General features: G+C 65.7%; 22 protein-coding genes. All 22 read right to left on the bottom strand.

Annotated elements, in window-relative coordinates; all coding sequences use genetic code 11:
* Positions 1-9: 9 nt before the first annotated feature.
* Positions 10-2,106 (bottom strand): flagellar biosynthesis protein FlhA, encoded by a 2,097-nt coding sequence (gene flhA, locus JQX08_RS02370; RefSeq protein WP_204914425.1) that lies wholly within the window; start codon positions 2,104-2,106, stop codon positions 10-12.
* 219 nt (positions 2,107-2,325) lie between these two features.
* Entirely contained in the window at positions 2,326-3,462 is a 1,137-nt protein-coding gene (gene flhB, locus JQX08_RS02375; protein ID WP_204914427.1) for a flagellar biosynthesis protein FlhB, read from the bottom strand.
* 1 nt (position 3,463) lies between these two features.
* A complete protein-coding gene (gene fliR / locus JQX08_RS02380; protein WP_204914429.1) occupies positions 3,464-4,240 on the bottom strand; it encodes a flagellar biosynthetic protein FliR in 777 nt (258 codons plus the stop codon).
* Between the two features lie 2 nt (positions 4,241-4,242).
* On the bottom strand, positions 4,243-4,512 hold the full coding sequence (gene fliQ / locus JQX08_RS02385) for a flagellar biosynthesis protein FliQ (RefSeq protein ID WP_204914430.1): 270 nt from the start codon (positions 4,510-4,512) through the stop codon (positions 4,243-4,245).
* Positions 4,513-4,525: 13 nt separating this feature from the next.
* Positions 4,526-5,281: a flagellar type III secretion system pore protein FliP gene (gene fliP / locus JQX08_RS02390; protein WP_204914431.1), complete on the bottom strand. Its 756-nt coding sequence runs from the start codon at positions 5,279-5,281 to the stop codon at positions 4,526-4,528.
* Entirely contained in the window at positions 5,281-5,718 is a 438-nt protein-coding gene (gene fliO / locus JQX08_RS02395; protein WP_204914432.1) for a flagellar biosynthetic protein FliO, read from the bottom strand. Before fliO ends, fliP begins: the two co-directional genes overlap by 1 nt.
* Position 5,719: 1 nt before the next feature.
* Positions 5,720-6,181, bottom strand: a complete 462-nt coding sequence (gene fliN, locus JQX08_RS02400; protein ID WP_204914433.1) for a flagellar motor switch protein FliN — start codon at positions 6,179-6,181, stop codon at positions 5,720-5,722.
* 30 nt (positions 6,182-6,211) lie between these two features.
* Positions 6,212-7,183, bottom strand: a complete 972-nt coding sequence (gene fliM, locus JQX08_RS02405; RefSeq protein WP_204914434.1) for a flagellar motor switch protein FliM — start codon at positions 7,181-7,183, stop codon at positions 6,212-6,214.
* A 15-nt stretch (positions 7,184-7,198) separates the two neighbouring features.
* Positions 7,199-7,729, bottom strand: a complete 531-nt coding sequence (gene fliL, locus JQX08_RS02410) for a flagellar basal body-associated protein FliL (protein ID WP_204914435.1) — start codon at positions 7,727-7,729, stop codon at positions 7,199-7,201.
* 177 nt (positions 7,730-7,906) lie between these two features.
* A complete protein-coding gene (locus JQX08_RS02415; RefSeq protein WP_204914437.1) occupies positions 7,907-9,199 on the bottom strand; it encodes a flagellar hook-length control protein FliK in 1,293 nt (430 codons plus the stop codon).
* An 84-nt stretch (positions 9,200-9,283) separates the two neighbouring features.
* On the bottom strand, positions 9,284-9,592 hold the full coding sequence (locus JQX08_RS02420; RefSeq protein WP_239481999.1) for an Hpt domain-containing protein: 309 nt from the start codon (positions 9,590-9,592) through the stop codon (positions 9,284-9,286).
* Positions 9,593-9,722: 130 nt separating this feature from the next.
* Positions 9,723-11,408, bottom strand: a complete 1,686-nt coding sequence (locus tag JQX08_RS02425; RefSeq protein WP_204914439.1) for a fused response regulator/phosphatase — start codon at positions 11,406-11,408, stop codon at positions 9,723-9,725.
* Between the two features lie 5 nt (positions 11,409-11,413).
* Positions 11,414-11,719, bottom strand: coding sequence for an STAS domain-containing protein (locus JQX08_RS02430; protein WP_204914440.1), 306 nt, complete (start codon positions 11,717-11,719; stop codon positions 11,414-11,416).
* Between the two features lie 103 nt (positions 11,720-11,822).
* On the bottom strand, positions 11,823-12,269 hold the full coding sequence (fliJ, locus tag JQX08_RS02435; RefSeq protein ID WP_204914441.1) for a flagellar export protein FliJ: 447 nt from the start codon (positions 12,267-12,269) through the stop codon (positions 11,823-11,825).
* A gap of 19 nt (positions 12,270-12,288) precedes the next feature.
* Positions 12,289-13,635, bottom strand: coding sequence for a flagellar protein export ATPase FliI (fliI, locus tag JQX08_RS02440; RefSeq protein WP_204914442.1), 1,347 nt, complete (start codon positions 13,633-13,635; stop codon positions 12,289-12,291).
* On the bottom strand, positions 13,625-14,419 hold the full coding sequence (gene fliH, locus JQX08_RS02445; protein ID WP_204914444.1) for a flagellar assembly protein FliH: 795 nt from the start codon (positions 14,417-14,419) through the stop codon (positions 13,625-13,627). Before fliH ends, fliI begins: the two co-directional genes overlap by 11 nt.
* A gap of 116 nt (positions 14,420-14,535) precedes the next feature.
* Complete coding sequence (fliG, locus tag JQX08_RS02450) at positions 14,536-15,552, bottom strand: flagellar motor switch protein FliG (protein WP_204914446.1); 1,017 nt, start codon at positions 15,550-15,552, stop codon at positions 14,536-14,538.
* Complete coding sequence (gene fliF, locus JQX08_RS02455) at positions 15,545-17,335, bottom strand: flagellar basal-body MS-ring/collar protein FliF (protein WP_204914448.1); 1,791 nt, start codon at positions 17,333-17,335, stop codon at positions 15,545-15,547. Before fliF ends, fliG begins: the two co-directional genes overlap by 8 nt.
* A gap of 14 nt (positions 17,336-17,349) precedes the next feature.
* Positions 17,350-17,679 carry a flagellar hook-basal body complex protein FliE gene (gene fliE / locus JQX08_RS02460; RefSeq protein WP_204914450.1) on the bottom strand — a complete coding sequence of 110 codons (330 nt, stop codon included), beginning with the start codon at positions 17,677-17,679 and terminating at the stop codon, positions 17,350-17,352.
* Between the two features lie 173 nt (positions 17,680-17,852).
* On the bottom strand, positions 17,853-19,259 hold the full coding sequence (gene fleR / locus JQX08_RS02465; RefSeq protein ID WP_204914452.1) for a sigma-54-dependent response regulator transcription factor FleR: 1,407 nt from the start codon (positions 19,257-19,259) through the stop codon (positions 17,853-17,855).
* Between the two features lie 5 nt (positions 19,260-19,264).
* Positions 19,265-20,485 carry a sensor histidine kinase gene (locus JQX08_RS02470; RefSeq protein WP_204914454.1) on the bottom strand — a complete coding sequence of 407 codons (1,221 nt, stop codon included), beginning with the start codon at positions 20,483-20,485 and terminating at the stop codon, positions 19,265-19,267.
* A 177-nt stretch (positions 20,486-20,662) separates the two neighbouring features.
* Positions 20,663-22,135 (bottom strand): sigma-54 dependent transcriptional regulator, encoded by a 1,473-nt coding sequence (locus tag JQX08_RS02475; protein ID WP_204914455.1) that lies wholly within the window; start codon positions 22,133-22,135, stop codon positions 20,663-20,665.
* Positions 22,136-22,326 lie beyond the last annotated feature (191 nt).

The following is a 22,326-nucleotide window of genomic DNA, read 5'->3' on the forward strand; positions in this document are numbered from 1 at the left end:
CTATGGACCTCAGTTCTGGCCCACCGTCGAAACGATGGTCACCTGCTTGTTGTCTGGAATTTCCTGGTACGCCAGGACATGCATGTTCGGTACGGCCAACCGGGCGAAGCGCGACATCATCGCTCGAACCGGACCGGCCACCAGCAGAATCGCCGGCTTGCCAAGCATTTCCTGGCGCTGCGCCGCTTCCACCAGAGAGCGCTGCAGCTTTTCGGCCATTCCCGGCTCGAGGAGGATGCCCTCCTCGCTACCTTGTCCGGCCTTCTGCAGGCTATTGAGCAATAACTGTTCCAACCTTGATTCCAGAGTGATCACAGGCAGCTCAGACTCAAGCCCCACAATGCTTTGCACGATTGCGCGGGCCAACGCGACGCGTACCGCGGCAACCATGGCGGCGGGATCTTGACTCTTGGCGGCGACGTTGGAGATGGCTTCGGCGATGCTGCGGATGTCGCGCACCGGTACCTGCTCCTGCAACAGCGCCTGCAGCACCTTGAGCAGGGTCGACAGCGAGACGGTGCCGGGAACCAACTCTTCGGCGAGCTTCGGCGAGGATTTCGCCAGCAATTGCAGGAGTTGCTGGACTTCTTCGTGGCCGATCAGCTCGTGGGCATGCTTGTGCAGCACCTGGTTGAGGTGCGTGGCGACCACCGTACTGGCATCCACCACGGTGTAGCCGAGCGACTGCGCCTGGTCGCGCTGACTGACTTCGATCCACACCGCCTCGAGACCGAACGCCGGATCTTTGGCGGCAACGCCGTTGAGGCTGCCGAACACCTGCCCCGGGTTGATCGCCAGCTCGCGGTCCGGGTAGACCTCGGCTTCGGCGACGCTGACGCCCATCAGCGTCAAGCGGTAGGCGTTGGGCAACAGGTCGAGGTTGTCGCGGATGTGCACCGAGGGCATGAGGAAACCGAGTTCCTGAGAGAGCTTCTTGCGCACCCCCTTGATCCGCGCGAGCAACTGACCACCCTGGTTGCGGTCGACCAGCGGAATCAGCCGGTAGCCAACTTCCAGGCCAACCATGTCCACCGGAGTGACGTCGTCCCAACCAAGCTCTTTGACTTCCTGGGCACGCTGTGCCGGCAGCAGTTCCTGCTGGCGGACCACTTCCTGTTCGGCCTGCTGCTTGGCTTGCTTCTGCCGGTGCATGATCCAGTAAGCGCCGCCGGCGGCCAGCAGGCCGAGGCTGAGGAACGACACGTGCGGCATGCCGGGCACCAGGCCCATGGCGATGATGATCGCCGCGGACACTGCCAACGCCTTGGGCGAGGCGAACATCTGCCGGCTGACCTGCTGACCCATGTCCTCGGAGCTGGACACGCGGGTCACCATGATCGCCGCGGCGGTGGACAGCAGCAGCGAGGGAATCTGCGCGACCAGACCGTCACCGATGGTCAGCAGGGCATAGACCTTGCCGGCGTCAGCGAAGCTCATCTGGTGCTGGAGGATGCCGATGGCCACGCCACCGATCAGGTTGATGAACAGGATCAGCAGGCCGGCGACGGCGTCACCGCGGACGAACTTCGAGGCACCGTCCATCGAGCCGTAGAAGTCGGCCTCCTGGGCCACTTCGCTGCGCCGACGCTTGGCTTCCGGCTGGTCGATCAGGCCAGCGTTGAGGTCGGCGTCGATGGCCATCTGCTTGCCGGGCATGGCGTCGAGGGTGAAACGCGCGCTGACTTCGGAGATACGCCCGGCACCCTTGGTGACCACCACGAAGTTGATGATCATCAAGATCGCGAACACCACGATACCGACCACGTAGTTGCCGCCGATCACCACCTCACCGAACGCCTGGATCACCTTACCGGCGGCGTCGTGTCCATCCTGGCCGTGCAGCAGCACGACACGGGTGGAAGCGACGTTGAGCGCCAGGCGCAGCAGCGTGGCGACCAGCAGGATGGTCGGGAATACGGCGAAGTCGAGCGGCCGCAGCGCGTAGATGCTGACCAGCAGGACGACGATGGACAGGGCGATGTTGAAGGTGAACAGTACGTCGAGGAGGAACGGCGGCACCGGCAACATCATCATGCCGAGCATCGCGAGCAGCAACAGTGGCACGCCGAGGCTGCCCTGCCGCAGGCCGAGCAGCCCGTTGCGCATGTTGCCGATCAACTGAGAGCGATCTACTGCCACTTCCCTACCCCGATGGTCCAATCTTTTGACGCCTAGAGGCGCTTTACCGGGGTAGTGGCAAGAAGCATTCCAACTTTGTGGCGGCGGCGAACTAGACGGCCTGCGCGAGGGCGCAACGCCTAGCGCAGCGGACGCCTGGAGAGCGCTGACGGCGCCGAGTTCTACTCAGCAGGAAGGCTGCCGGGTTTACTCGTCGCGGCGCAAATCCGGCGGAATCGGCAGGTCGTTGAGCGGCGCCGGGCGCTTGCCCTTGCCGGACTGGAACTGGCGCAGCTGGTAGACGTGGGCCAGCACCTGGGCGACCGCCAGGTACAGGCCGGCGGGAATTTCCTGGTCAAGCTCGGTGGAGTAGTACACCGCCCGCGCCAGGGCCGGCGATTCGAGCAGCATGACCTTGTGCTCGCTGGCGATCTCGCGAATCTTCAGCGCCACGAAGTCGCCACCCTTGGCCAGCAGCATCGGCGCCCCGCCCTTGTCCGGGTCGTATTTCAGCGCCACGGCGAAGTGCGTCGGGTTGGTGATCACCACATCGGCCTGCGGCACCGCGGCCATCATCCGCCGCTCGGATATCTCGCGCTGCATCTGGCGGATGCGCGCCTTGACCTCGGGCTTGCCCTCGCTGTCCTTGTACTCGTCCTTGACCTCCTGCTTGGTCATCATCAGCTTCTGCTTGTTGTCCCAGAGCTGGAACGGCACATCGACCGCCGCGATCAGGATGATCCCGCAGGAAATCCACAGGGCGCTCCAGCCGACTAGCTGGACGCTGTGCAGCATGGCCATTTCCAGTGGTTCGTGGGCCATCGCCAGCAAATCGTCGCGGTCGCTGGAGAGCACCGCCAGCGCCACCAGCAGGACCACCAGGAACTTGGCCAGGGCCTTGAGCAGCTCGACCAGCGCCTTGGTGGAGAACATCCGCTTGAGCCCGGCCAGCGGGTTCATGCGGCTGAACTTGGGCGCCATGGCCCCGGCGGAGAACAGCCAGCCACCGAGCGCGATGGGCCCGACGATGGCGGCGATCAACAGGGTGATGAACAGCGGCACCAGCGCATCCAGGGCGATGCGCCCCGAGGCCAGCAGCCACACGGCCATGTTCTGTTCGCTGAACAGCGCCTCGCGCGGCAGGCTGAAGTTCATGCGCATGATCTGCATCATCGCTTCCGCCAGCTTGCCGCCGGTGGCTAGCAGGCCGCCGATGCCGGCCAGCAGGATGGCCAGGGTATTGAGCTCGCGGGATCGCGCGATCTGTCCCTGCTCGCGGGACTCGCGCAAGCGTTTCTCTGTGGGTTCCTCGCTTTTGTCAGCGCCGCTTTCGCTCTCTGCCACGTCAGCGCACCTCCGCCAGGTCGCGCAGCCACTGCAGCGCCTCGCTGGCCAGCGCTTGGTAGAGCGCCAGGATATCGGCCATGCCGATCCAGACGATGACCATGCCGACCACCAGGGTCAGCGGAAAACCGATCGAGAAGATGTTCAGCTGCGGCGCCGCGCGGGTCATCACGCCGAACGCCAGGTTGACCACCAGCAGCGCGGTGACCGCCGGCAGCACCAGCATCAGCCCGGCGCCGAGCACCCAGCCGAGCTTGTTGGCCAGCTCCCAGTATTGATCCGTCAGGAATCCGCCGCCGATCGGCAGGGTCACGAAGCTCTCGGTGAGCACCTCGATGACCACCAGATGGCCGTTCATGGCGAGGAACAGCAGGGTCACCAGCATGGTGAAGAACTGGCCGATCACCGCCGTGGAGATGCCGTTGGTGGGGTCGATCATCGAGGCGAAGCCGAGGCCCATCTGCGTAGCGATGATCTGCCCGGCGACCACGAAGGCATGGAAGAACAGCTGCAGGGCGAAGCCGAGCATGGCGCCGATCAGCACTTCCTGGGCGATCAGCAACACCGCCTGCAGGCTGATGCCCTCGACCTGCGGTGCCGGTGGCAGGCCGGGCAGGATCACCACCACGATGGCCAGCGCCAGGTACAGGCGCACGCGCATCGGCACCAGCTGGGTACCAAAGATCGGCATCACCATGAGCAGTGCGGAGACGCGGAACAGCGGCAGCAGGAAGCCGCCGACCCAGCCGCCGATCTGTGCGTTGGTCAGCTCGAGCACGGCTAGCCGATCACCTGCGGGATGTTCTGGATCAGCGTGGTGGTGTACTCCATGAGCTTCTGGATCATCCACGGACCGAGGACGATCAGGGTCACCAGCATCACCAGCAGACGCGGCAGGAAGCTCAGGGTCTGTTCGTTGATCTGCGTCGCCGCCTGGAACATCGCCACCACCAGGCCGACCAGCAGGCCGGGCACCACCAGGATGGCGACCATCACCGAGGTCAGCCACAGCGCTTCGCGAAAGATGTCCACCGCTACTTCGGGAGTCATGCTGCGAACCTCGCTATACGCCGCCGAAACTGCCGGCCAGGGTGCCGATGATCAGCGCCCAGCCATCGATCAGGACGAACAGCATGATCTTGAACGGCAGGGAAATGATCAGCGGCGAGAGCATCATCATACCCATCGCCATGAGGATGCTGGACACCACCAGGTCGATCACCAGGAACGGGATGAAGATCATGAAACCGATCTGGAACGCGGTCTTCAGCTCGGAGGTGATGAACGCCGGGACGACGATGGTCAGCGGCGCCTGATCCGGGCTGGCGATGTCGGTGCGCTTGGACAGGCGCATGAACAGCTCGAGGTCGGAACTGCGCGTCTGCGCCAGCATGAAGTCCTTGAGCGGCACCTCGGCCTTGGCGATCGCCTCCTGCGCCGGAATCTGCTCATTGAGATACGGCTGCAGCGCGTCGTTGTTAATCCGTTCGAACACCGGCGCCATGATGAACAGAGTCAAAAACAAGGCCATGCCGATCAGGATCTGGTTCGACGGCGTCTGCTGCAGGCCGAGCGCCTGACGCAGGATGGAGAACACGATGATGATCCGCGTGAAGCTGGTCATCAGCATGACGAACGCCGGGATGAAGCTCAGCGCCGTCATGATCAGCAGGATCTGCAGGCTGACCGAGTACTCCTGCTGCCCTTCCGGGTTGGTGCTCAAGGTGATCGCCGGGATCGACAGCGGGTTGTCGGCGCCCAGCGCCAACGGAGCGGCCAGCACTAGCAGGAGCGCCAAGCCAAGACGCAATGGGTTCATCAGGACTTGCCCTTGTGGTCGCGCCCCAGCAGCTCCATCAGGCGCTGGGCGAATTCCGGGGTGGCCGACTCGCCGCTGGCGGTTTCCACCGGCTCGTTCAGCACATGCAGGGTGTTGATGCGTCCGGCGCTGACGCCAAGCAACACCTGCTCATGGCCGACCTCGACCAGCACCAGGCGGTCGCGCGGACCGAGAGCCTGGCTGGCGATGATGCGAATCGCCTGGTTGCCGCGCGGGGTGATCTGCTGCACGCGGCGCAGCAGCCAGGCAAGCAGGAAGATCAGGCCGACCACCAGCAGCAGGCCGAACAGCAGCTGACCGAGCTGACCGGCCATCCCGGTGCTGGCCATCGGCGCCACCGGGGCGACGGTCTTCGCCGGCTCGGCGGCCAGCACGCTCAGCGGCAAGCCGCACAGGACGAAGAACAGGGCCCGCATATCAGCGCAACTTCTTGATGCGTTCGCTCTGGCTGATCACGTCAGTCAGGCGGATACCGAACTTCTCGTTGACCACCACCACTTCGCCGTGGGCGATCAGCGTGCCGTTGACCAGCACGTCGAGCGGTTCGCCGGCCAGGCGATCGAGCTCGATCACCGAGCCCTGGTTGAGCTGCAGCAGATTGCGGATGGAGATTTCGGTGTTGCCGACTTCCATCGAGATCGACACCGGGATGTCGAGAATCACGTCGAGGTTCGGCCCGTCGAGGCTGACCGGCACGTTGTTCTTCGGCGCGCCGGGGAACTCTTCCATCGGTGCGCGCGGCGCAGCGGGCCGGGCCTCGCTCTGCGCCAGCATGGCGTCGATGTCGTCCTGGTTGGCGTCGTCGCCCGATTCGGCCAGCGCCGCGGCCCACTCGTCGGCCAGCGCCTGTTCCTCGGGGGTGGTATTTTCTTCTGCCATGGGATGTCCTCGGCTGGCTCTGAACGGAAATTAGCGTTGACGCTCGATCGGATCGAGCACTTGCAGGGCCAGGTTGCCCTTGTGCGCGCCGAGCTTGACCTTGAAGGTCGGTACGCCGTTGGCGCGCATCACCATGTCGTCGGCGAACTCCACCGGAATCACGTCACCCGGCTGCATGTGCAGGATGTCGCGCAGCTTGAGCTGACGACGCGCCACGGTGGTGGCCAGCGGCACGCGCACGTCGAGGATGTCCTCGCGCAGCGCCTTGACCCAGCGTTCGTCCTGATCGTCGACGTCGGACTGCACGCCGGCGTCGAGCATGTCGCGGATCGGCTCGATCATCGAATACGGCAAGGTGATGTGCAGGTCGCCGCCGCCGCCGTCCAGCTCGATGTGGAAGGTGGACACCACCACCACCTCACTGGGGCTGACAATGTTGGCCAGCGCCGGGTTCACTTCCGAGTTGATGTACTCGAAGTTGACGTCCATCACCGCGTGCCAGGCTTCCTTGAGGTCGACGAACGCCTGGTCGATGACCATGCGCACCACCCGCAGCTCGGTAGGGGTGAATTCGCGACCCTCGATCTTGGCGTGACGACCGTCGCCGCCGAAGAAGTTGTCGACCAGCTTGAACACCAGCTTGGCGTCGAGGATGAACAGCCCGGTGCCGCGCAGCGGCTTCATCTTCACCAGGTTGAGGCTGGTCGGCACGTACAGCGAATGCACGTACTCACCGAACTTCATCACCTGCACGCCACCGACCGCGACGTCGGCCGAGCGGCGCAGCAGGTTGAACATGCTGATGCGGGTGTAGCGGGCGAAACGCTCGTTGATCATCTCCAGGGTCGGCATGCGTCCGCGGACGATGCGATCTTGACTGGAGAGGTCGTAGCTCTTGATGCCGCCGACTTCGCCGACGTCATCGGCTTCGACCAGGCCGTCGTCGACGCCGTGCAACAGCGCGTCGATTTCGTCCTGGGAGAGCAGATCCTGTACAGCCATGGGTGCCCCCTGTTCCTACTGCATCACGAGATTGGTGAACAGCACCTGTTCGACCACGGTATTGCCGACTTCTTTCTGCGCCAATTCCTGGACGCTGGCGGTGGCCTGCTGGCGGAGCATTTCCTTGCCAACCGGAGTCACCAGGTTATTGAAGTCCTGCCCGGAGAACAGCATCACCAGGCGGTTGCGCAGCACCGGCATGTGCACCTTGAGGGCGTCGAGCTTGGCCTGGTCGCGGGCCATCAGGGCGATGCTGACCTGCATGTAACGCTGCCGGCCGCCCTCGCTGAAATTGACCACGAAGGCCGGCGCCAGCACCTCGTAGATGGCCGGTTGCTTGACCGGCGCGCCGGCTTCGGCGGCGGCTTCGGCGGGCTTTTCATCCGCACCGCTGCTCTTGTGCAAGACGAACCAGGTGCCGGCAACGGACGAGCCGATCGCCAGCAGCAGCGCCACGACGATCACGATGATGAGCTTGAGTTTGCCTGCCGGCTTGCTCTCTTCGCCGGGGAGCCCGGAAGGAGGTGCCGGTTGATTCTTCGCCATGCCAATAATCCGTCGTTATTCGAGGTCTGTGCGGAAACTGCAAGGGCTTGAGCAAGTGTTATGCCAGCTCGTTCCCGGAGGCCAGCGGATATATCAGGCCTGCCGGCACTTGTCATCTGAAACGACAACGCCCGGCCGGTTCGACCCGGCCGGGCGTCGACGCAAACGCAGGAATCGTCAGGCGTAATAATCGACCAGACTGCGTCCACCGCCGCCGGCGTTGGAGCGAATTTCGCTGACGCCGAGGGTCACTTCCTCGTCGCCGCCAAAGCGCTCAGTGCCGCCGCGGAACGGCGAAGCGCCACGACCGCTGTCGCTCTGGCCCTGCTGCTGACCCTGCCAGCCACGGTTGAGCGACTGGTCGGAGACGTTGGCGTCCATGTTCATGCCCTGCTGGGTGAACATTTCGCGCAGGCGGTGCATTTGCCCTTCCAGCGCATCGCGCACGCCGGCATGCGGGCTGCTGAAGGTTACCTGGGCCTGGTCGTCGACCATGTTGATGCGCACGTCGAGACGACCGAGATCGGCCGGGTGCAGCTGGATCTCCGCCGACTTGAGGTTCTGACTGGACAGCCACATGACCTTGTCGACCAGCGCCTCGCTGATATTGCCCTGCTGCAGCGACAACGGCTGGCCGGGAATCTCGGCGGCGCGCGGCGCCGGCTGGACTTGTTGGATGGCGTGATTGAGGGTAGTCAGGCGACTGACCAGGGCGTCGTTGCGCACCTCGCCGACCGCGCTGTCCTGGCCTTCGCCAAGCCCCTCACCGAGGTCACTGCCGGGCAGCTCCGCCTCAAGTTGCAGCTGATCCTGCGACTTGCCCGGCTCGCCGAGGGCGGCCATGGCCGCCGCGAAGTCCGGCGCCTTGCCGCTGCCGGCCTGCTGCGCGGCGGCCGCGTTGGCCTGCGCCGACGGGCCGAGCTGCGGCTTGCCGTCGAGACCCAGGGTCAGGCCGAGGTTGTTCGCCTCGTTCAGCGCATCGACCTGCGGGTCGTGACTCGCCTCGGTCAGGCTGGCCGGCCCCGAACCGCTCAGGCTGACCCCGGAGAAGCCGAGCAGCAGCGCCGGATCGGCGTCCTGCGCGGTCAGCTGGGCTGCATCGGTTTCGCCCTCGGCGGCCGGCAATTGCCCGCTCATCGCCAGCAGCAGCGCCGGATCGGGGGTACCCGGATCGGCTTCGTCGTCCGGCAAGGCTTTGCCGCTATCGGCAACCTCGGCGTCCTTGGCGGCAACCGCGGTGTCGCCGTCAGTGGGTCGCGCGGTTTCGTCGGGGCGTTGCTCCTGACGGTTCTTCGCGACGGCATCCTGACGCTCGGCGGCTTTCGCCTGACGCTCGCGGGCATACACATTGGCAAAGCTGGAGGCCTCGTTCTTGCGCGGCTCGGCGGCAGCGCTCGGGGCTTTGGCCGCAGGCGCCCGGGGCTTCAGCTCGGGCGCCGAGTTGAGCAAGGGGTCGGTGGCAATGGCCATGGACTCTCTCCGTTCTGGCTGGATCGTGCCGGAGACATAGCAAGGCGCGGGCCAGTTTTGCGGCAAGTGCTGGAGAAAGTCCGTTCAGGTGCGGAACAGGTAGCGCTGCCGCTCGCTCTTGAGCAGGATGCGGACGATGGCGAACTCGGCCTCGATGCGCGCCAGCAGCTCCGGCGCCGGCTGCAACTGCTCGTGGCGGCCGAGTTCCTCGAGCTGGCGGCAGAGTACCGCCAGGCGCGTGGCGCCCATGTTGCTGCAGCTGCCCTTGAAGCTGTGCGCGGCCAGGCGCACGGCCTGGGCATCCGCCTGTTGCAGCGCGCCCTGCAGCGAGCGCAGGCGCTCGTCGGAGTCCGCCAGGAAGGTATCCAGCAGCAGCGGATACTCGTCCTCCATGACGTCTTGCAAGGCCAGCAGCACGGCGCTGTCCAGATGCTCTTCGACCACCGTTGTTCTCCCTGAAGGTAGTCGCTGGATTATGCCTGAACGGCAGCCCCGCGCCGGTTTTTTGCCGCGTGGGCCGGAGCTAGGCGGGCCAGGCGAACTCGACGCAGGCCAGGCGCCCGCCGTCCTGCCAGGCGCAGCGCTCGCTCAGCTCGCGGACCAGGCTCAGGCCACGGCCGCTGAAACAGTCCAGCGCCGCCTGTTCGGCAAGCACCCGCTCGACGTCGAAACCGCCGCCACTGTCCTCGACCTTGATCTGCAGGCGCCCGCCATGCCCGTCGCCCTGCACCTGCAGGTGAAAGCGCACGAAGCCACTGTCGAGCTGGGCCAACCGTTCGCTGCGTTCGCGGTAGTAGTCGCCGAAGCCGATGGCGTCGCGCTTGAGCGCCGAATCCAGGCCCATCACCCCGTGTTCCAGGGCGTTCGAGTACAGCTCGGCCAGCACGCTGTACAGCGCGCCGCCCTGGGCGCGCAGGCCGCGCACCTCGAGCAGCAGCTGCAAGAGGAACGGCAGCGGGTTGAAGTCGCGCAGCGTGTCGCCGCGGAATTCGTAGCTGGCCGACCAGTCCAGCGGACTGTTCTGTCCGCTGTCGACGAAGGCCAGCGGCGGATGCGGCAGCGCGTCCTCCTCGACCATGTCGATCTCGATCATGCTCACGTCGTCCTGCGCGGCGCCGCGGAAGCGCCCGAGCGCCTGCTGGATCTCTTCGAACAGCCGCTCCGGCTGACGATTGGCGTCGAACACCTTAAGCAGGCGCTGTTCGCCGAACAGCTGCTGCTCGGCATTCTTCGCCTCGAGCACGCCGTCGGAAAGCAGGAACAGCCGATCGCCGGGGCTCAGCGGGAAGACTTCACAGGTGTCGTTGAACAGCTCCGGCTCCTGCACGCCGAGCGGCAGATGGCGCGACACCAGCGGCTCCCGCTCACCGCCGCGTAGCAGGTAGCCGTCGGGCAGACCGCCGTTCCATACCTTGAGCGTGCGGCGCTGGAAGCTGATGTTGACCAGCGTGGCGCAGCAGAACACCCCGAGCGGCAGGATGCGCTTGAGCTTGGCGTTCATCTCGCGAAGGATTTCGGTCATCGAGTGCCCTTTGGCGGTCATGCCATAGAACACTTCGGCCAGCGGCATGGCGCCGATCGCCGCCGGCAAGCCGTGGCCGGTGAAGTCGCCGAGCAACACGTGCATGCCGCCGGACGGCTTGTAGGCGGCCAGCAGCAGGTCGCCGTTGAACAGCGCGTAGGGCGATTGCAGGTAGCGGATGTTCGGCGCGTCGAGGCAGCCGGAATGCGCGACCTTGTCGAACACCGCCTTGGCCACGCGCTGCTCGGTCAGCAGGTGCTCGTTGTGCCGGGCGATCAGGTCGCGCTGTTCGAGGATGGTCGCCTGCAGGCGACGCAGGCGGTCCATGGCCTTGATCTTGGCCTCAAGGATCACCCGGTTGTAGGGCTTGGCGAGGAAGTCGTCGCCGCCGGCCTCGAGGCAGCGCACCAGCGCTTCGCTCTCGGTCAGCGAGGTGAGGAAGATGATTGGCACCAACTCCTCGCCGGCCACCTGCTTGATGCGGCGCGCGGCCTCGAAGCCGTCCATCACCGGCATCAGCGCATCCATCAACACCAAGTGCGGGCGTTCCTGCTCGAACAGCGCCACGGCCTCCAGGCCATTGCTGGCAGTCAGCACGCGATGGCCCTGGCGGTTGACGATGGTCGACAGCAGCATGCGATCGGCCGGGTTGTCCTCGGCGATCAGCACGGAAAGTCTATTGGGCATGGCCGTCAGGCGATCTGGAACAGCTGCCCGAAGTTGGAAATCGCGAGGATCTTGCGCACGTCGGGGTTGCAGTTGACCAGGCTGATCTGCGCATGGTCGCCGCCGGCGTGATCGCGCAGCAGCAGAAGCATGCCAAGTGCCGAGCTGTCGAGGTAGGTGGTGCCGTCGAGATCGATCACGTAGCGCTTCGGCGAGCTGCCGACGCGCTCGTAGGCGTCGCGAAATTCCTGGTGCGCGCCGAAATCGAATCGTCCCTGAATCGAAATGGTGAGTTCCTGACCATCGGCCGACGGTTGCGCGGTGATCGCCATGCCCTGCTCCTTAAAGTACGTCTTGCTGCGAAAGGTGAAGATGTAGCACCCGCCGTCGGCAGCGGCAACAGGCGGAGATGGCTTCGTGCCAGAAAAACTCGCGCTACGACTCCTGTTGCCGCAGCCGCTGCGACAACTCGTCGAGCAGGCGCTGCTCGCGCTTGTCGGCGGCCAGCCGCGCTTCATCCTGGTAACGCTGCACCAGCTTGCGCAGGCCTTCGAGGCGCGCATAGCGCTCCTGCCAGACGGCGCGCGCCTTGTCGAGATTCTGGCGGTGCCAGGCGACGCTGCGCATCTGCTGGCCGATGGCGCCCTCCAGTTGCGAGAGGAAGCGCTGGTAGTTCATCAGCCATTGCCCGGACACGCCGTTGCGGCCTTCGGTGAGCCACTGCTGCTGGTAGTCCGAGCGATAGCGCTCGAGTTCGCCGAGCTTACCTTCGGCCTGGCCGACCAGGCCCTGGAAATGCCCGAGCTGACGCGCCGCCTCGCGCTCGGCCTTCTCCGCCATATCGATTACCGGGGCCAGGCGTTTGGCGCGACTGAGGGTCATCGGCGCTTATCCGTCGCCGTCACTGACCGAACACCGTGGCCAGCTGCGCCGAACTCTGGGTCAGCCCCTCGCTGGCACGCAGGGCTTGGCGCAGGTACTGCTGCATGGCCGGCAGCTTGGCGATCGCCAGGTCAGTATCCGGGTCACCGCCGGCCACGTAGGCGCCGACGCTGATCAGGTCGCGGCTCTGCTGGTAGCGCGACCACAGCTGCTTGAAGCGCTGCGCCTGGCGCATGTGTTCTTCGCTGACCACCTGCGGCATGACCCGGCTGATCGACTGTTCGATGTCGATGGCCGGGTAATGGCCCTCCTCGGCCAGGCGCCGCGACAGCACGAAGTGGCCGTCGAGCACGCCGCGCGCCGAGTCGGCGATCGGGTCCTGCTGGTCGTCGCCTTCCGAGAGCACGGTGTAGAAGGCAGTGATCGAGCCGCCGCCGGCCTCGGCATTGCCGGCACGTTCGACCAGCTTGGGCAGCTTGGCGAACACCGACGGCGGATAGCCCTTGGTCGCCGGCGGCTCACCGATGGCCAGGGCGATTTCGCGCTGGGCCTGGGCGTAACGGGTCAGCGAGTCCATCAGCAGCAGGACGTTCTTGCCCTTGTCGCGGAAGTATTCGGCGATGCGCGTGCAGTACATCGCCGCGCGCAGGCGCATCAGCGGCGCATCGTCGGCCGGCGAGGCGACCACCACGGCGCGCTTCAGGCCTTCCTCGCCAAGGATGTGGTCGATGAATTCCTTGACCTCGCGACCCCGTTCGCCGATCAGGCCGACGACGATGATTTCCGCCTCGGTGAAGCGCGTCATCATGCCAAGCAGCACCGACTTACCGACGCCGGTACCGGCGAACAGACCGAGACGCTGGCCGCGGCCGACCGTCAACAATCCGTTGATGCAGCGAATGCCGACATCCAGCGGCTGGCTGATCGGGTCGCGGTTGAGCGGGTTGATGGTCGGTCCGTCCATTGGCACCCAGTCTTCGGCCCGCATGCGGCCCTTGCCGTCCAGCGCGTTGCCGGCGCCGTCGAGCACCCGGCCGAGCATGCTCATGCCCATCGGCAGGCGCCCGGTGTCCGGCAGCGGCACCACACGCGCACCTGGGGCGATGCCGGCCAGGCTGCCGACCGGCATGAGGAAAATCTTGCTGCCGGAGAAGCCCATCACCTCGGCCTCGACCTGCACCGGGTGGTATTCCCCGTCGTTGATCACTAGGCAGCGACTGCCGACCGCGGCGCGCAGACCTTCGGCCTCCAGAGTCAGGCCGACCATGCGCAGCAGGCGGCCTTCCACCACCGGCTGCTCGGGGAGGTGTACCGCCTCGGTGTAGCCGGCCAGGCGCTTGGCGAAGCTGGTGCGCTCAAGACGCATGGGGCGCGCTCGGCGGGTCGAGGTCGATGCTGATGTCGCTGCCGAGCGGATGCACCGCCTGTTCGCGCTGCTGCTCGAACAGTTGCTTGATCGCCTGGCTCAGGCGCGTCTCGACACTGGCGTCGATGCGGCTGTGTTCGGTTTCCACTCGGCAACCGCCGGGCAGCAGGGCTTCGTCTTCGAGGATGCGCCAGTTCTCTTCGTGGCGTTCGCGCAGCGCCTTGACCACTGCGAAGTCCTGCGGATTGACGTGGATGCGCACGTTGGCACTGCCCATCGGCAGCAGCTTGAGCGATTCGCGCAGCACGTGACGCACCTGGCTGGAATCCAGCGCCAGCTCGCGCTGGATCACCTCGCGGGTGACGTGGCCGACCAGGGTGACCATGGCGTGTTCGAGCTGGCGATCCTGCTCGGCTATCGGTTCCATCAGCTGGCCGAGCACCCGCTCGAGGCTGTCCAGCTTGAGCGCCAGGGCCTGGTCGGATTCCTGCTTGGCCTTCAGCTGGCCGGCGTGGAAACCGTCCTTCTCGCCAGTGGCGAAGCCTTCGTTGTAGGCCTCCTGGCGAATCGCCTCGAGTTCCTCGAGGGTGAACGGCATGACGGTCTCGACCGGCACTTCTTCGCTCGGCTGCGGCTCGGGCTCGGGTGCCGGGGCCGGCTCGCTGAGCGGCTCTGCGTCGCCGAGCAGCGCGCCGCCGGCGTCGAAGCTCGGCAAGGCCCAACGGTCAAAGACGCTGACGTCCTTGGCGCGGATCAGTTCGCTGGGATTGTCTTTGCTCGACATGACTGGCTTCGCTCGAATCTGGATAGGCGGATGAAACGGCCCTCACCCTACCCTTCTCCCGGTGGAGAGGGAACCGGCCGCGTGGTGCGGCCGCTGCGGGCGAGCGGTGGCGCGGCCTAGAGCATTTCCTCGCCACCCTTGCCGCCGAGCACGATCTCGCCGGCTTCGGCCATGCGCCGGGCAATGGTGAGGATTTCCTTCTGCGCCGCCTCGACTTCGCTGACCCGCACCGGGCCGCGCGCCTCCAGGTCGTCGCGCAGCAGTTCGGCGGCGCGTTTGGACATGTTCTTGAACACCTTCTCCTTGACCGCATCGTCCGAGCCCTTGAGGGCCAGCACCAGCACGTCGGAGGAGACTTCGCGCATCAGCGCCTGGATGCCGCGGTCGTCGACGTCGGCGAGGTTGTCGAAGACGAACATCAGGTCTTCGATCTGCGTCGACAAATCGGCGTCCATCTCGCGGATCGAGTCCATCAACTGGCCTTCGATCGAGCTGTCGAGGAAGTTCATGATGTCCGCCGCGCGCTTGACCCCACCCATGGTCGCCCGCGAGGTGTTGGCGTTGCCGGAGAACTGTTTCTCGAGGATCAGGTTGAGTTCCTTGAGCGCCGCCGGCTGCACGGTATTCAGCGAGGAGACGCGCAGGACGATGTCGAGGCGCACCTTGTGGTCGAAGTGGCCGAGCACTTCGCCGGCCTGGTCGGGATCAAGGTAGGCGACCACGATGGCCTGGATCTGCGGGTGCTCGTAGCGGATCACGTCGGCCACGGCGCGCGGCTCCATCCATTTCAGGCTGTCCAGGCCGCTGGTGCTGCCACCGAGCAGGATGCGGTCGATCAGGTTGCCGGCTTTGTCCTCGCCGAGCGCCTGGGTGAGCATGCGGCGGATGTAGCTGTCGGCGCCGACGCCGAGGCTGGTCTGGTCGCCGACGATGTCGACGAACTCGCCCATCACCTGCTCGACCTGCTCGCGCTGGATGTTGCGCATCTGCGCCATCGCCACGCCGACGCGCTGCACTTCCTTCGGGCCGAGGTGGCGCAGCACCTGCGCGGCGTCGGTCTCGCCGAGCGACAGCAGCAGTACGGCGGCCTTGTCGACCTTGTTCAGTTTGGGGGCGACGCGATTCTCACTCATCGGCGTTAATCCACTCTTTCACGACTTGGGCCACGCGGCCCGGGTCATCGGCGACCAGGCTCTTGATCGCGTTCAGTTGCGCTTCATAACCCTCGGTCGGGCTCGGCAGCAGGATACGCTGCGGCCCGCCCAGGCTCACCCGGTCGGCCGACAATTCGCCGTCCAGGCCGGCCATGTCGCCCATCTCCAGATCGCCGCCGGCACCGCCGACCGCCAGCTCGCGGCTCTTGCTGCCGCTGATGTTGTTCAGCACCGGACGCAGCACGCCGAACACCAGGACCAGGATGAACAGCACGCCGAGCACTTGCTTGACGATGTCCCAGAACCACGGCTGGGTGTAGAACGGGATGTCGATGACTTCCTCGCCCTGGTGCGCGGTGAACGGCGTGTTGATCACGCTGACGCTGTCACCGCGGCTGGCGTCGAAGCCCACCGCGTCCTGCACCAGGCGGGTCAGACGGGCGATCTCCGCGGCATTCCACGGCACATGGGTGGTTTCGCCGGTCTTGGCGTCGACCTTGACCTGGTCATCGACCACCACCGCGACAGAAAGCCGACGCACACGGCCGGACTGCTGCTTGGTGTAGCTCACCGAGCGGTCCAGCTCGAAGTTGCGCGTCGATTGCTCGCGCTTGTCCGCCGGGTACGGCGCCAGCTTGGGCTGGCCGGTGGCCGGGTCCATGATCTGCTGGCCATTGGCGTCGAGCAGCGGCTGGCCGGCGGCGATCGGGCCGGACGGGCTCGGCGCGGCGGCGGTGGCCTTTTCCGGCGCGGCGCCGGCGGCCGGCGGCTGGTTGGACAGCGCGCCAGGCACGCCTTGCGGCGGTAGGCTGCTCTGGCGTTCTTCGTTGACCCGTTGCTCGCTGCGCAGGGCCGGCTGGTCCGGGTTGAACATCTCCGAGGTGGATTCCACCGCGCTGAAGTCGACGTCGGCGGAGACCTCGGCCTTGTAGCGGTCGCTGCCCAGTACCGGGCGCAGGATATTGTCGACGCGCTGGCCGAGCGTGCCTTCCAGACGGCGGGTGTAATCGAGCTGCTTGCCGGCCATGGTCAGCTCGGACAGTTCCTGCTGATCGGACAGCAGGTTGCCCTTCTGGTCGACCACGGTGACCTGCGACTTGTCGAGTTCCGGCACGCTGGTGGCGACCAGATTGACGATCGCCATGACCTGGCTCGGCTCCAGCGAACGGCCCGGGTACAACTCGACCAGCACCGAGGCGGTCGGCTTGCGCTCGTCGCGGACGAACACCGAGCTCTTCGGAATCGCCAGGTGCACGCGTGCACCCTTGACGTTGTTGAGGCTGGCCACGGTGCGCCCCAGCTCGCCTTCCAGGCCGCGACGGTAGCGGGTGGTTTCCATGAACTGGCTGGTGCCTAGGCCCTGATCCTTGTCGAGGATCTCGAAGCCGATGTTGCTGTCCTGCGGGGCGATGCCGGAGCTGGCCATCTTCATCCGCGCACGGGCCAGGTCGTCGGCCTTGACCAGCAGGGCGCCGGAATTCGGCTCGATGGTGTACTTGATGTCAGCCGCCGCCAGCGTCTCGGTGACCTGATTGGCGTCGATGCCCGACAGGCTGCTGAACAGCGGGCGGTAATCCGGCTGTTGCGACCACAGCACCACGGCAAAACCGACGGCGACACTGGCGGCCAGGCCGACCAGCAGGCCGATCTGCCGCAGCATGCTCATCTGCGAGAGGTTTTCCAGGAACGACAGGCCGAACAACGGCTTCTTTTCCGGGGCGTCCGCCTTGGCGGGGACGGTGGCGATCACTGCGTCAGACATGGATCAGTCCTGTCTCAAACCGGCATTTGCATGATGTCTTGGTAGGCCTGAACCAGCTTGTTCCGCACCTGGGTCATGGCCTGGAAGGAAACGCTGGCTTTCTGCTGAGCGATCATTACGTCGGTCAGATCGACGCCGCTCTTGCCGATTTCAAAGGCGGTGGCCAACTGATTGGAGGCCTGCTGGGTCTCGTTCACTTTGTTGACCGCCTGGCCGAGCATGTCGGAAAAGCTCGGCGCGCCGGCGACCGGCGCCACGGCGGCGGGCTTGTTGCGCGCCATCGCCTCCATCTGCATGGAGCGCATTTCCAACATCAGACGATTGAATTCGATACCCTGGCTCATACTTCCTCCCGCGAGCGGTTTTTTGACACCGCGTGGCGCTTTGAAGGGGTATCTGCAACTAGGGTGCCAAGTAGAAGCGACCGGCGAAGGGAAAGCCTTAAGCCGCGCACAAATGCAAAAAGCCCCGGACCGACGCCGGGGCTTTTTCGTTAATGCCGCGCCCTGCCCTCGCCTCAGCTGGCGAACAGGTAGGCCTCGACATCCATGCCGGCATCACGCATCTGCGCCAGCTTGTATCGCAGGGTGCGCGGGCTGATGCCCAGGCGCTCGGCGGCTTCCTTGCGCCGACCACGCTCGGCACGCAGGGTGTCGATGATCTTCTGGTACTCGAGGCGACGCATGTCTTCGCCGAGACCGCTCTCCTCCCCGACCGAAGCTTCCGCCGGCGCACTGAACTGCGCCGCCACAGGCATTGCCGGCGCCGGCGCCACACTGAGCGGCGCCAGGCCGATCGGCGCGGTGAGGCACAGGTCTAGCGCCTGAATCTGCCCACCCTGCTGGAGGATCAGCGCGCGCTGGATGGCGTTGTCCAGCTCGCGCACGTTGCCCGGCCAGGCGTGGCTGACCAGGCAGTGCTGCGCCTCGACGGACAAGCGCACGCCACTCTGATTCATTTTTTTGGCGTGCTTGGCGAGCAGGCGCTCGGCCAGCGGCAGAATGTCGGCGGGCCGCTCGCGCAGCGGACGCCAGGCCAGCGGGAATACCGACAGGCGATAGTAGAGGTCTTCGCGGAAACGCCCGGCGGCGACTTCTCCGGCCAGGTCGCGGTTGCTGGTGGCCAGCACGCGGATATCCAGATTGATCGGCTTGCGTGCGCCGACGCGCTCGACTTCGCGCTCCTGCAGCACGCGCAGCAGTTTGGCCTGCAGGCCCAGCGGCATTTCCGAGACTTCGTCGAGGAGGATGGTGCCCCCCTCGGCCAACTCGAACTTGCCCGGCTGCGCGCTGATGGCGCCGGTGAAGGCACCCTTCTCGTGGCCGAACAGGGTGGCCTCGAGCATGTTGTCGGGGATCGCCGCGCAATTGATCGCAATGAACGGCTGCGCGGCGCGCGGCGACTGCTGGTGGATATAGCGCGCCAGCACTTCCTTGCCGGTGCCGGACTCGCCGGTGATCAACACAGTCGAGTCGCTGCGCGCCACGCGGGCGGCCAGTTCGAGCAACTGCAAGCTGGCCGCTTCGCGCGCCACCGGGCCGTCGCCTTCGCTGGCTGCCACGCGCCCGAGGGCATGGCGGGCGACCAGGTCGAGCAGCGCCTTGGGTTCGAAGGGTTTGACCAGGTAGTCCGCGGCGCCCTGGCGAATCGCGTCGACCGCACGGGCCACGGTGCCGAACGCGGTCATCAGCAGCATCGGCAGCTGCGGCTGACGCTTGCGGATGCAGGCCAGCAGCTGATGGCCGTCCAGGCCCGGCATGTTGACGTCGCTGACCACCAGTCCAAACGACTCGCGCTCCAGCGCGACCAGCGCCGCCTCGGCGCAGTCGACTGCCAGGTAGGGATGGCCGCCGAGCGACAGGGTGTCGGCCAGCGCCTCGCGCAGCGCGCGGTCGTCTTCGACCAGCAGAATCTTGGCGGTCATCGGCGTTACTCCTGAATCAATCGCGCCGCGGGAAGCAGCGGCAGCAGCAGGCTGGCGCAGGTGCCGCGCCCCGGCCGCGAGCGCAGCTGCAGCTCGCCGCGGTGCGCACGCGCCACGGCCTTGACCACGGCCAGGCCGAGCCCGGTTCCGGTGGTCTTGGTGGTGAAGAACGGTTCGCCAAGGCGCGCGAGAGTCGCCGCGTCGATGCCCGGACCGTTGTCGCTGATGCACAGGCGCAGCGTGTCGCCGCGGCGATACAGATGCACCTTCAGCGACGCCTCGCGGCCGCCGGCCTGGATGGCGTTGTCGATCAGGTTGAGCACGGTGCCGACCAGGGTGTCGCGGTTGCACAGCAGCTCACCATCATGGGCGTCGAGCTGCCAGCGCACCTGCATGCCGGCCAGGTGCGGCTCGGCGGCGGCGCGCACGGCGTCGAGCAACGCCTTCGGCGCCAGCCGATCCGGCAGCGGCAAGTCGCCACGGGCGAACACCAGCATGTCGCGCACCTGGTGTTCCAGCTCGTGCAGGCGCTCCTTGAGGCGTCCGGCGAAGCGCTGCTGCTGCTCGACTTCCAGCACCTGCTCGCTGAGGTGGCCGGCATACAGCATGGCCGCCGACAGCGGCGTGCGGATCTGGTGAGCCAACGAGGCGACCATGCGCCCCAGCGCGGACAGACGCTCGTTGCGCGCCAGCTGATCCTGCAGACGGCGGGTTTCCGTCAGGTCATTGAGCAACACCAACTGACCCGGTTCGCCGGACAGCGAACGGGTGGCGATGGACAGCCGACGGCCATCCTTGAGGGAGATTTCGTGGCCGTCGTCTTCGCGCGGGGCGAAGCAACGGGCGATCACCTGGCGCCAGAGCATGCCCACCAGCGGCTTGCCGAGCAGGCCCACGGCCACCGGGTTGGCTTCGCGCACCACGCCCTGCCCGTCGATGACGATGACGCCGCCGGGCAGCAGGTCGAGCAGGCTCTGCAGGCGATGGGCGAGGCGCTCCTTCTCCGCCAGCTCCTGCATGCGCTGCGCGCTGACCAGGGCCAGCTGCCCTTTCAGCTCGGCGACCCGCGCCTCCATCAGGTTGTACGACTCGCTGATCTGGCTGGACATCTGGCTGAACAGCGCGAAGGTCTGCTCCAAGCCGGCACGGCTGCCCGCTTCCGCGGAGGCTGGGCCTGCGGATTCACCAGCGAGGGATACGGCGGGATGGCGGACGACGTGGCTCATGCTCTTCTCTCTGTCGCGAACCGTCAGGAAACGGTTGAGTCGACGGAGACATAGCAAGCACCGTGCCTAAAAATTTTAGGCTTAAATAACAGTAGGTTAGAGATTGGGCGTCAAAACTTCGGCTTTATGTCAGCGGGTTGCGGCGCTTGCCGCCGACAACCCGCTGAGCCGTATCACTCAGTCCTGCTCGAGCTCGTCTTCGCGGCGGCTCATGCCGTACTTGCGCATCTTCTCCACCAGGGTGGTGCGACGAATGCGCAGGCGCTCGGCGGCACGCGCGACCACGCCACTGGCGTCATCGAGTGCCTGCTGGATCAGGCCCTGCTCCAGGTTACCCAGGTAGTCCTTGAGGTCGAGCCCCTCAGGCGGCAGCATCGCCGAGCCGTTGAGCCCTGGCAGCGAACCGGCAACGATGACCGAGCGCTCTTCCAACTCGTCGCGCATGCTGACCAGTTGCTCGTCCTCGTCGTCGACATGACGGAACTTCTTTGGCAACTCGGACACGCCAATCACCCCATAGGGATGCATGATCGCCATGCGCTCCACCAGGTTGGCCAGCTCGCGCACGTTGCCCGGCCAGTCGTGCCGGCACAGCGACATGATCGCTGCGGAGTTGAAGCGGATCGAGCCGCGCTTCTCCACTTCCAGCCGCGAAATCAGCTCGTTGAGCAGCAGCGGGATGTCCTCGACGCGATCGCGCAGCGGCGCCATCTCGATGGGGAACACGTTGAGTCGGTAGTACAGGTCCTCGCGGAAGGTCCCGGTCTCGATCATCTGCTCGAGGTTCTTGTGCGTGGCGGCGATGATGCGCACGTCGACGCTCTGCGTCTTGTTGCTGCCGACCCGCTCGAAGGTGCGCTCCTGCAGCACGCGCAGCAACTTGACCTGCATCGGCAGCGGCATGTCGCCGATCTCGTCGAGGAACAGCGTGCCGCCGTTGGCCAGCTCGAAACGTCCGGCACGGCTGGTGATGGCCCCGGTGAAAGCGCCCTTCTCGTGGCCGAACAGTTCGCTCTCCAGCAGCTCCGCGGGAATCGCCCCGCAGTTGACCGGCACGAATGGCGCATCGCGACGCTTGGAGTGGTAGTGCAGGTTGCGCGCGACCACTTCCTTGCCGGTCCCCGACTCGCCGAGGATCAGCACGCTGGCGTCGGTGTCGGCGACCTGCTGCATCATCTGCCGCACGTTGCCGATGGCTCGGCTGGTGCCGACCAGGCTGCGGAACAGGTTGGGTTCGCGTGAACGACCGCGCTCGCGAGCCTGGTCGTACATCTCGCGATAGACCTGGGCACGGTGCAGCGAATCGAGCAGCTTGTTGTAGCTGGGCGGCATTTCCAGGCTGGCCAGTACGCGGCGGCGCAGGTCTTCCGGCCAATCCTGTGCGGCCGACTCACCGATCAGCAGGATCGGCAGCTGGTCGTCCCAGGTGGCCAGTTGTTTGAGAAGCTCCAGCACGCCGCCCTTGGCGTCCACATCCCCCAGCAACACGCTGAGCACTTCCCGCGACGAGGAAAAATCCTGCACCGCCGATCGCCAATCGCGGCAATCACAGGCTATGTGCTCTTCCCCCAGGAAATTCAGGATGACCGCCAGGTCCCGGCGGCGCTCGCTATTGTCGTCAATCAGCAGGATTTTGGTTTCACGCCACATCGTTCTCTGATCTTTTTTCGCGAAGGAAAGGAACAAGCACGCCGGTGAAATCCCCGGAAAGCGCCATCATTTAGCCACTAGTAAAGTCAAAAATCGCCGAAGAGTCAAATTTATGGCGTGATTATTCTGAACATCCCGACGAGTAACGCCAAGGGGCAATGCGTAAATAAGGGAATAAAAACGACCAAGGC

The organism is Zestomonas insulae (assembly GCF_016901015.1).
In the GTDB taxonomy this organism is placed as follows: domain Bacteria; phylum Pseudomonadota; class Gammaproteobacteria; order Pseudomonadales; family Pseudomonadaceae; genus Aquipseudomonas; species Aquipseudomonas insulae.

Coding starts and splice junctions, on each gene's coding strand:
- fliO (WP_204914432.1), bottom strand. CDS start 5,718: ATGCGGGCCCTGTTCTTCGTCCTGTGCGGCTTGCCGCTGAGCGTGCTG.
- fliJ (WP_204914441.1), bottom strand. CDS start 12,269: ATGACCCTCAGTCGCGCCAAACGCCTGGCCCCGGTAATCGATATGGCG.
- fliE (WP_204914450.1), bottom strand. CDS start 17,679: ATGAGCCAGGGTATCGAATTCAATCGTCTGATGTTGGAAATGCGCTCC.
- JQX08_RS02430 (WP_204914440.1), bottom strand. CDS start 11,719: ATGGCGATCACCGCGCAACCGTCGGCCGATGGTCAGGAACTCACCATT.
- fliN (WP_204914433.1), bottom strand. CDS start 6,181: ATGGCAGAAGAAAATACCACCCCCGAGGAACAGGCGCTGGCCGACGAG.
- fliG (WP_204914446.1), bottom strand. CDS start 15,552: ATGAGTGAGAATCGCGTCGCCCCCAAACTGAACAAGGTCGACAAGGCC.
- JQX08_RS02425 (WP_204914439.1), bottom strand. CDS start 11,408: ATGCCCAATAGACTTTCCGTGCTGATCGCCGAGGACAACCCGGCCGAT.
- fliQ (WP_204914430.1), bottom strand. CDS start 4,512: ATGACTCCCGAAGTAGCGGTGGACATCTTTCGCGAAGCGCTGTGGCTG.
- fleR (WP_204914452.1), bottom strand. CDS start 19,259: ATGACCGCCAAGATTCTGCTGGTCGAAGACGACCGCGCGCTGCGCGAG.
- fliM (WP_204914434.1), bottom strand. CDS start 7,183: ATGGCTGTACAGGATCTGCTCTCCCAGGACGAAATCGACGCGCTGTTG.
- fliP (WP_204914431.1), bottom strand. CDS start 5,281: ATGAACCCATTGCGTCTTGGCTTGGCGCTCCTGCTAGTGCTGGCCGCT.
- flhA (WP_204914425.1), bottom strand. CDS start 2,106: ATGCGCAACGGGCTGCTCGGCCTGCGGCAGGGCAGCCTCGGCGTGCCA.
- JQX08_RS02475 (WP_204914455.1), bottom strand. CDS start 22,135: ATGTGGCGTGAAACCAAAATCCTGCTGATTGACGACAATAGCGAGCGC.
- JQX08_RS02470 (WP_204914454.1), bottom strand. CDS start 20,485: ATGAGCCACGTCGTCCGCCATCCCGCCGTATCCCTCGCTGGTGAATCC.
- JQX08_RS02420 (WP_239481999.1), bottom strand. CDS start 9,592: ATGGAGGACGAGTATCCGCTGCTGCTGGATACCTTCCTGGCGGACTCC.
- JQX08_RS02415 (WP_204914437.1), bottom strand. CDS start 9,199: ATGGCCATTGCCACCGACCCCTTGCTCAACTCGGCGCCCGAGCTGAAG.
- fliF (WP_204914448.1), bottom strand. CDS start 17,335: ATGTCTGACGCAGTGATCGCCACCGTCCCCGCCAAGGCGGACGCCCCG.
- fliL (WP_204914435.1), bottom strand. CDS start 7,729: ATGGCGAAGAATCAACCGGCACCTCCTTCCGGGCTCCCCGGCGAAGAG.
- fliI (WP_204914442.1), bottom strand. CDS start 13,635: ATGCGTCTTGAGCGCACCAGCTTCGCCAAGCGCCTGGCCGGCTACACC.
- fliH (WP_204914444.1), bottom strand. CDS start 14,419: ATGTCGAGCAAAGACAATCCCAGCGAACTGATCCGCGCCAAGGACGTC.